At 74.4% G+C, this 8,040-nt stretch carries 7 protein-coding genes; 5 read left to right on the forward strand and 2 right to left on the reverse strand.

Going from position 1 to position 8,040, the window contains the following annotated elements:
- Positions 1-371: 371 nt before the first annotated feature.
- Positions 372-1,037: a DUF4097 family beta strand repeat-containing protein gene (locus AB0C76_RS38115; protein ID WP_359974574.1), complete on the reverse strand. Its 666-nt coding sequence runs from the start codon at positions 1,035-1,037 to the stop codon at positions 372-374.
- A 226-nt stretch (positions 1,038-1,263) separates the two neighbouring features.
- Here AB0C76_RS38115 and AB0C76_RS38120 point away from each other — a divergent pair, with 226 nt between their 5' ends.
- Both AB0C76_RS38120 and AB0C76_RS38125 read left to right on the forward strand, forming a co-directional pair.
- Positions 1,264-2,004, forward strand: a complete 741-nt coding sequence (locus AB0C76_RS38120) for a helix-turn-helix domain-containing protein (RefSeq protein ID WP_359974563.1) — start codon at positions 1,264-1,266, stop codon at positions 2,002-2,004.
- A gap of 197 nt (positions 2,005-2,201) precedes the next feature.
- The gene (locus AB0C76_RS38125) at positions 2,202-2,891 is read left to right on the forward strand and encodes a hypothetical protein (RefSeq protein ID WP_359974565.1); all 690 of its coding nucleotides are present in this window, start codon (positions 2,202-2,204) and stop codon (positions 2,889-2,891) included.
- Between the two features lie 136 nt (positions 2,892-3,027).
- Here AB0C76_RS38125 and AB0C76_RS38130 read toward each other — a convergent pair whose 3' ends face one another.
- Complete coding sequence (locus tag AB0C76_RS38130; RefSeq protein WP_359974566.1) at positions 3,028-3,570, reverse strand: DUF2165 domain-containing protein; 543 nt, start codon at positions 3,568-3,570, stop codon at positions 3,028-3,030.
- Between the two features lie 328 nt (positions 3,571-3,898).
- Here AB0C76_RS38130 and AB0C76_RS38135 point away from each other — a divergent pair, with 328 nt between their 5' ends.
- From AB0C76_RS38135 to AB0C76_RS38145, 3 genes are all read left to right on the forward strand, one after another.
- A complete protein-coding gene (locus tag AB0C76_RS38135) occupies positions 3,899-6,556 on the forward strand; it encodes an MXAN_6230/SCO0854 family RING domain-containing protein (protein WP_359974568.1) in 2,658 nt (885 codons plus the stop codon).
- 122 nt (positions 6,557-6,678) lie between these two features.
- Entirely contained in the window at positions 6,679-7,392 is a 714-nt protein-coding gene (locus AB0C76_RS38140) for a DsbA family oxidoreductase (protein WP_359974570.1), read from the forward strand.
- 82 nt (positions 7,393-7,474) lie between these two features.
- Positions 7,475-7,918 (forward strand): SRPBCC family protein, encoded by a 444-nt coding sequence (locus tag AB0C76_RS38145; RefSeq protein ID WP_359974572.1) that lies wholly within the window; start codon positions 7,475-7,477, stop codon positions 7,916-7,918.
- Positions 7,919-8,040: the final 122 nt, after the last annotated feature.

Raw genomic sequence — 8,040 nt, forward strand, 5'->3', positions numbered from 1 at the left:
GCAGCGGCGACCGTGCCCGACGTCTGGGTCGCGGATCGCCTCGGCGTGGTCGGGGAACTCGCGGGTGGCCCTGGAGCGGGTCACGTTCGCCGACCGGCCGCCCGTCCACGTCGCCCGCCCCCGTACCTGGCCACCGGTTCCCGGTAGGCGCCGGGAACGGCGGCTGAGTGCCGGGGCGGACCGGCGGCGCAGGCCGCCTCGCCGTCCCATACGCCCACGGCGCCGCTCCCGCGCGGCGGATCCGGCCGGCTCGGTGGAGGCCCGAGGCGAGGACACGGGGTGGGTGGAGCGCGGCCGGGGCGGCCGGTCCGGCAGTGACCGCGGGGACCCGGTCGCGCCGGGCCCCGGCCGGACGGTCCTGGTACTGCTCGTCAGAGGCTGCGGGCGGTGATGTCGCCCTGGCCGGTGGTGGCGTGGATGTCGAGTGCGGCGGCGCCGTCGTTCTTCAGGGCGTTGCCGATGCGGCCGTGGCCGGTGCCGGCGTCCAGTGAGGCCCGAACGCCCGGGGCGGCGGCGATCGAGATGTCGCCCATCCGCGTGCTGAGCACGACCGCGCCGCTCACGGCCGAGGCGATCCGGATGGCCCCCCGGGCGGTGGTGATGTGGGCGGGGCCGGCCAGGTGGCCGACCTCGACGTCGCCGTCGACCGCGGTGAGGCGCACGGTCGCGGCCTCGTCGATCTTGATGTGGCGGTAGGCGCCTTCGAAGTCGACGTCGCCCAGGCGGCCGACACCGCGCAGCTCGCAGGAGGCCGTGCGGGCCTTGAGGTGGGAGCCGGCGGGCAGTTGGACGGTCACCTCAAGGGCACCGGACGGGCCGAGGTACTGGTTCTCGGGCTCGGCGGTGCGGATCCGCAGGACACCGTCGGCGTACTCGACCGCGGTCTGCTCGGCCGCCTTCACGTCGCGGCCCTTGGCGGGGTCGGCGGGCCGGACCTCGACGGTGGTGTCGGCCCGGTCGGCGGCGATGACCTGGATGCGGCCGGCGGCGATCTCCACGACGGCGGTGACCGGGGCGGGGGTGGTGAAGGTCTGCATGGTGCTCTCCTTGTGCGCTCTCGTTTCTGACATCGAGAACGCTACGTTGCGTTCAATAAGTACGCAACGAAGATGTTGCGCTTCTTTCGAATACTTGCAGTTCAAAGGCCCTATTTCGTTGCATCGAGTATAGGAGTAACGCAACGTCAGATTGGCAGATCGTTGCAATGAGTGAAGCGTGAACGCTATGCTGGCCGCTTCGACGGACCAATCGGAGGAGACCCCGGTGTCGGGCGGAAGACTCACCCAGCAGGACCGCCAGCAGATCGCGCTCGGCCTGGCCGACGACCTCCCGTACGCGGAGATCGCCCGACGCCTCGATCGCCCCACCTCGACGATCACGCGTGAGGTGGACCGCAACGGCGGCCCCCTCGCCTACCGCGCCGACCTGGCCCACCGCGCCACCGAACACCGCGCCCGCCGGCGCAGGCAGCCCCCGCCCCGGACGCAGGGCACCCGCACCCGCGTCCCCGACGACGAGGCCGTGCGCGAGTACGAGGAGACCTTCACCACCCTGCTCATGGGCCAGGGCCTGCCCAGGATGACCGCCCGGGTGCTGACCTGCCTGTTCATCGCCGACGCGGGCAGCCTGACCGCCGCCGAGCTCGTCCGACGCCTCGAGGTCAGCCCGGCCTCCGTCTCCAAAGCGGTCACCTTCCTGGAAGCCCAGGGCCTCGTCCGCCGCGAACGCGACGAACGCCGCCGTGAGCGCTACTTCGTCGACGAGGACGTCTGGTACCAGTCCACGATCGCCGCCGCCCACGGCATCGCCGAGGTCGCCCGGACCGCACGCCAGGGCGTCACCGTCCTCGGCCGCGACGCCCCCGCGGCCACCCGCCTGGAGAACATCGCCCGCTTCAGCGACTTCATCAGCGAGAGCATGCTCCGCGCCGCCGAGCAGGTCCGCGACGTCCTGCACACCAAACCCCGGACGGCCCCCGACGACACCACTCCCCGCACGGGCTGACGCTCGCCCGCGAACGCCGCGGTGCCGATCCCGTCCGTCACGGGACCGCGCGGGGAGGCGATCCCGGCCCGCCTCAGCACACGCGCCACCGGCTCCCGCAGCTCCGGCCGCTCCCCGGCCTCCCGTTCCGGCCGCCTCTTCCGTCGGGCCGCCGGCAGCCGCCGGGCGACCGGCGCGGAGGGTCTAGGCTCGCCCGCATGGGTCATGACGGGCAAGGGAGTGACAGCGTGGTCCGGGTGCCGGTGCCGCCGTTGGACAGCTACGAGTCCGGCCGGCTCTTCCACCGGCTGCTCCAGCTCTTCCTGCGAGACCTGAAGGAGGCCGGGCAACCGGTCGGCAGGCACCAGTACCTGCTCGGTGCCGTGGTGCAACTGCACGAGCCCGCCCGGGCAGAAGGCGGCGGCGCGCAGCAGCCGCGCTGCGCGTGCTGCCACACGCCCTACCCGTGCCGCACGGTGCTCGGCGTGGCGGTGAGCGCCGGGCTGCCCATCCCCTGGGGCTCCCCGGCCGCCGTGGTCCCCGCGCTGCGTGACGCAGGTCTGGCCCCCAGGCCCGGGGGCGAGGTCACGGCGGAGCACGTGCACTGGGCGCGCGGCTGGGGTGCGCGGCGGGCGGCACAGGGGGGCTGGGAGATCGGCATCACGGTCGACCGGGGCGAGGTCGAGACCCTGGCCGTGCCGGACGACGCGGCGATGGCCCGCTACCTCGCCGCGACGGCGGTGGCCCTGGGCAGCCCGTACCCGTACGGCTGGGCCGAGGACGCGGCCGAGGCGGCGGCGGTGCGGCCTGCGGCGCACGAGCAGGCGGCGGACTGGCGGGAGCGGGTGCGGCTGCCCTACCTGGACGCGCACCGGGAGTACGGGGCCCCCGGGGACGACGCGAGCTGACGGCGCCCCGGGGGCCGTCCGCCCCGGGGGCTGGAAGTCGGCGGTGCCGGAGAGGTGACAGGCGGTGGAGGTGCCGACGCCGAGGCCGGCACGCAGGTCGACGGCGGCCGGGCGGGCAGCGCGGGTGCGGGTTCCCTCACTCCGAGGTGGTGTGCGGGCGGTACGGCAGGTTCACCACCACCAGGGCCAGTCCTGCCAGGGTGACGTTGCGGATCGCCGCGTCCAGGCCGTTCCACGCCTTGGACTGCCACATGGCGAACCACTCGCCGCCGATCCCGATGAACCCGACGCCGAAGAGCAGCAGCATCAGCAGCAGGCCGAGGCTGCTGAGCCGGCGGGCCAGGTCCGGCCGCAGCCACCAGGCGAACGTCCCGGCCGTCAGCACCAGGGCACTCAGCGCCTCCCAGGCGATGATCGCGACGTACGCCGCGTTCTGCAGGCCCGGGGACGTGATGGAGCGCCACATCAGGTTCCCGTCCCGGAAGGTGGTGTCCATCGCCAGCACGTGCTGGACGAAGTGCTGGTTGGTGGGGAAGTCGGTGACGTTGCCGAAGACGACGAGCAGCAGGTAGAACGCGTTCGTCCCGGTGAGCACGGCCGCTGCCGCGGGCAGTGAGCCGAACGCGAGCAGGCGGTCGCGGGTGGTGGGACCCGGGCTTGCGGGGCGGGTGGTCTGCATGCGCAAAAGGCTAACCCCTGCGGGGAGTTGATCGTCGGCGCGGGCTCCCGGGAGGGGTCGGCCGCCGAAACGCACGAGCCGCGGGCCAGGCCGCGCGCCGTCGAACCCGATCCGGGCCGACGCGCCGTCGACGGGGTGTGGCCGGCCGAGGCGCCTTCCTGCCTGCGAGGTGGCTGGAATAAATCGGTGGGCGGCGCCTCAGTGTTCGGCTATGGTCGCCGTGTTGGCGGCTCCGCGGCGCGCTTCCTTCTCTTCTTCCTCCGAAAACCAGTAGCGCGCCCCCTCTCCGCCCCTTCTTCTTTCCGCCTCCGTGGGGGGATCTCTTCGCATGCCCCGAGCCATCGTGGCTCCCTTCGACGTCAGCGTCGATCTCGATCTCGGTTCCTTCCTGCTCCGCCGGCGTGGTGCCCTCGCCGTGGCCCCCGGCGAGCTGCTGCCCTCCGCGGATCCGTGGAGCGTTCGGGGCCTGGTGGCCCTCGATGCCGATCTGGTCCGGCGCGGCTACGTCCTCACCACCCAACTGCGCTCCGCCCTTTCCCGGTTGGCGCCGGTGCGGCTCGCCGAGCTGGGCGACAAACTGCTCGCCCGGATCGACCACCTGCTCGGCGCGGACCGCGAACACCTGCCGCTGTTCCGCCGCTTCCCGGACGCCGTCCCGGACCACGCACACGTCTTCTACACCCGGCAGGTCAGGGCGTTCCTGCTCAACCAGCCGAACCAGCCCTGCGCGCACTGCGGCCGGCGCGGCGCCGAGGTGGGCGTCGGTGCGCTCGCACCCTGCGCGCACCTGCTCTGCGCGCCGTGCCTGGACGGCCTGAGCGCCGACGGCCGGGGCGGGCAGTGCCCGCTGTGCGGCGCGCGGTTGACGAGCGGCACCTACCTGGGCGAGGACGGCTCGGCCGGGCGCAAGGCGGCGGAGGACTTCGGCGGCCGACAGGCCCTGCGCCCGCTGCGGCTGATCGCCGCCGACCAGGTCACCGCCGCGATGGCCGAGTTCCACCGCCTGCTGGCCCGCCGCACCCCGCTCTCCCCGCAGGACCGGGAGGACCTCGCCGCGCTGCTCGCCCACGCGCCCGAGGACCTGCCGCAGCGCCTGCCCGCGCAGATCCCGCTGCGCGAGACCAAGGCCACCGTCCTCGCCGCCCTGCTGGAGCGCGAGGGCACGGCCGCCCTGCCCGTGCTGGCCGAGCGGGTCGACACCGCGACCGACGTGCTGCGGCTGCTGTGGGCGTGGTCCGGCGCCGAACCCGACCTGCTGCCCGCCACCGCCCGGCGGCTGCGGCTGCGCAACCTGTCGCGGCCGCTGCGCCGGGGCCTGCTGGAGGTCCTGGAGGGCCTCTCCCCCACCGCCCTCGCCGAGGACCTGCGCCGCCACCGCTCGGCCTGGCTGCGCGCGGGCGAACTGCTGCACCCGTACGAGCACCGGCGGCGCTTCCCGAAGGTGACGGCCGCGTTCGTCCTGCTGCGGGAGACGGACCTGCGCACCCACGAGGTGGGCCGGGAGTTCGCCGAGCCGCCCGCGCCGCTGCGCGTGGTCACCACCGGCGATCACACCCGGCTGGCGTTCACCGGTTTCGCCGGGCGGGTCGAATCGCTGCTGGCCGCCGGGGACGCCGTCGGTGCGGTACGGGTGCTGGCCGGGCGCCCGGGCGAGCTGGTCCGCCGGCTGCACCACGTGCTGCGGGTGCACGCCACCGCCGATCCCGGCGCCGGACTGCCGCCCGAACTGCTGGAGACGGTGGCCCGGGCCCTGGGCCGGGTCGCCCCCGGGCCGCTGCTGGGCGCGTACGGGCGGCTGCGCGGTACTCGTACGGCGGGCGAGCGGCGGCTGTACTTCCCCCGGGGGACGGTCTCGCTGGCGCACGCCCGGGAGGACCACGGCACCGTGGTGCCCGCCGAACTCAGCGCCCCGCTCTGCACGGTGATCGAGGCCGAGCTGCTGCGCCGCAGCGGTGGCGAGCGCTACGACCGCGCGCTGCTGGACGAGGGCCTGGCCGACCTGGTCGCGCCGTTCGCCGAGCGGGCCGCCGCCAAGGCCCTGGTGTGCGTGCCGCGCGGGAGCCGGCAGCGGCTGCCGGCCGGCGAGCGGCTGCGGCTGTTCGTGCACTGGATGCAGCCGGAGCACCTGCGGGTGGACCTCGACCTGTCCGTCGCGCTGTACGACGAGCGGTGGCGGTTCAGCGGCCTGTGCGACTACACCAACCTGGTGCACGGCGACCGGGCGGCCGTGCACTCGGGCGACTACGTGTCCGCGCCGCCGCCGGACGGCGCGACGGAGTTCGTCGACCTGGACCTCGCCCGGCTGGCGGCGGGCGGCGCGCGGTACGCGGTGGTGATCGTGTTCAGCTACAACGACGTCGCCTTCGAGCAGCTGACCGAGGCCTTCGCCGGGTTCATGGACCTCGGTGCGACGCCCTCCGGCGGGACGCACTACCACCCGAGGGCGGTCCGCCAGCGGCTGGACCTGGTCGGGGACGCCAAGGTGTCCGTCCCGATGATCGTCGACCTCGCGCAGCGGCAGTACACCTGGACCGACCTCAACACGGGCGCCGACGGGGGCTACCACAGCGTCCGCCGGCACCAGGCCGAGGTCGGCTCGCTCAGCCGCGACGTGCTCGCCCACTTCGGCCCGGAGAACCGGGCCACCCTGTGGGACGTCGCCTGCGCCCGAGCGGCGGCGGGCACGGACGACGTGCACGTGCGCGGCGGCCTCGGCGTACGGCGGTGGCGGCGGCGCGACGGCGAGGACGTCGGGGCGTTCGCGGCCCGGCTGCGGGCGCGGCGGGACGACGACGGCGCCGGGCAGGTCGAACTGCCGGACGGTGCGCGGTCGTTCGTCGCGCTGGTGGACGGGGACGTGCCGGTACCGGCGAAGCTGTCCGGGGCGCTCTACCGGCTCTACCCGGGGCCGGTGGACGCGGCGCCCGAGGAGCTGGAACGGCTGACGGCGGGGGACCTGGTCGCGGCGCTGGCCCCCCGCGGCTGAGGCGCTGCGCGGTCATGGGCCGCCCTTCACATATTTCTCATCCTGAAATATTCAGGTGCGCGAGCGCATTCCCGTAAGTACCGGCGCGGGACAGGCCCGCGCGACGAGAGGAGTGCGGTCCCGTGCGCGTCGAGATCTGGAGCGACATCAACTGCCCGTGGTGCTACATCGGCAAGGCCCGGTTCGAGCAGGCCCTGGCGGTGTTCCCGCACCGCGCGGAGGTCGAGGTCGTGCACCGCTCCTTCGAGCTGGACCCGAACGCGCCGCGCGCGGCCCGCCCCCTGCTCCCGCTGCTCGCCGCGAAGTACGGGATGAGCCTGGAGCAGGCCGAGGCGGCGGAGGCCCGGATCGCCGGGAACGCGCGGGCGGAGGGACTGCCGTACCTGGACGGCGGGCGGGACGCGGCGAACTCCTTCGACATGCACCGGCTGCTGCACTTCGCCAAGGACCGGGGCCGGCAGGCCGAGCTGCTGGACGCGCTGTACCGGGCCAACTTCGCCGAGGAGCGCTCGGCGTTCGACGCGCAGCGGCTGGTCGAGCTGGCCGTCGGGGCCGGGCTGGACGGCGAGGCGGCCGCCGCCGTGCTGGCCGATCCGGAGGCGTACGCGGAGGCGGTGCGCGAGGACGAGGCGACGGCGAGCGCGATGGGGGCGACGGGCGTGCCGTTCTTCGTCCTCGACCGCCGGCTCGGGGTGTCCGGCGCCCAGCCTGCGGAAACGTTCACGCAGGCGCTGGAGCAGGCCTGGGAGAGCCGGCTGCCGGCACCGCTGGTCCCGGTCGGCGGGGGCGACGCGGAAGCCTGCGGGCCGGACGGCTGCGAGCTGCCCCGGCGGTAGGGCCCGCCCCCGCGGACAAGCGTCTCGGCGGGTCGGCCCGCAGGACGGCCCGGAAAGGCGCACGGCGTGGGAAGGTGCGGCGATGAGCACGGTGGAGGAGTCGATCGACGTGGACGCGCCCGTCCGCGTCGTCTACGACCAATGGGCGACCTTCGAGAACTTCCCCACGTTCATGGACGGCGTGGAGGAGGTCAGGCAGCTGGACGACCGACGGGCCCACTGGCGGACCAGGATCGCCGGGCTGTCCCGGGAGTTCGAGACCGAAGTCGTCGAACGGGTGCCCGACGAGCGGGTCGTCTGGCGCACCACCGGCGAGAGCGTGAAACACACCGGCACGGTCGCCTTCGAGCCGCTCGGCGCGGCCCGGACCCGGGTGCGGATGACCATGGCCTTCCAGCCCACCGGTCTGGCCGAGAAGGCCGCCGACAGGCTGGGCGTACTCGGCGTCCAGGTCCGCGGCGACCTGCGGCGCTTCAAGCGGTTCGTCGAGGATCTCGCCGGGCCGACGTCACAGGAGGGCGGCTGACCAGGGGCGGGGCGTCCGGAAACGGCACGAGGGCCCCTCCCGCACGATCGTGCGGGAGCACCGGCGGGCCGGTCGTCGTCGCCCCGCTCTTCCTCCTCTACGACTACTCCTTCCGAGCGCCG

Origin of the sequence: Kitasatospora sp. NPDC048722 (assembly GCF_040650235.1) — a bacterium.
Classification (GTDB): Bacteria; Actinomycetota; Actinomycetes; order Streptomycetales; family Streptomycetaceae; genus Kitasatospora.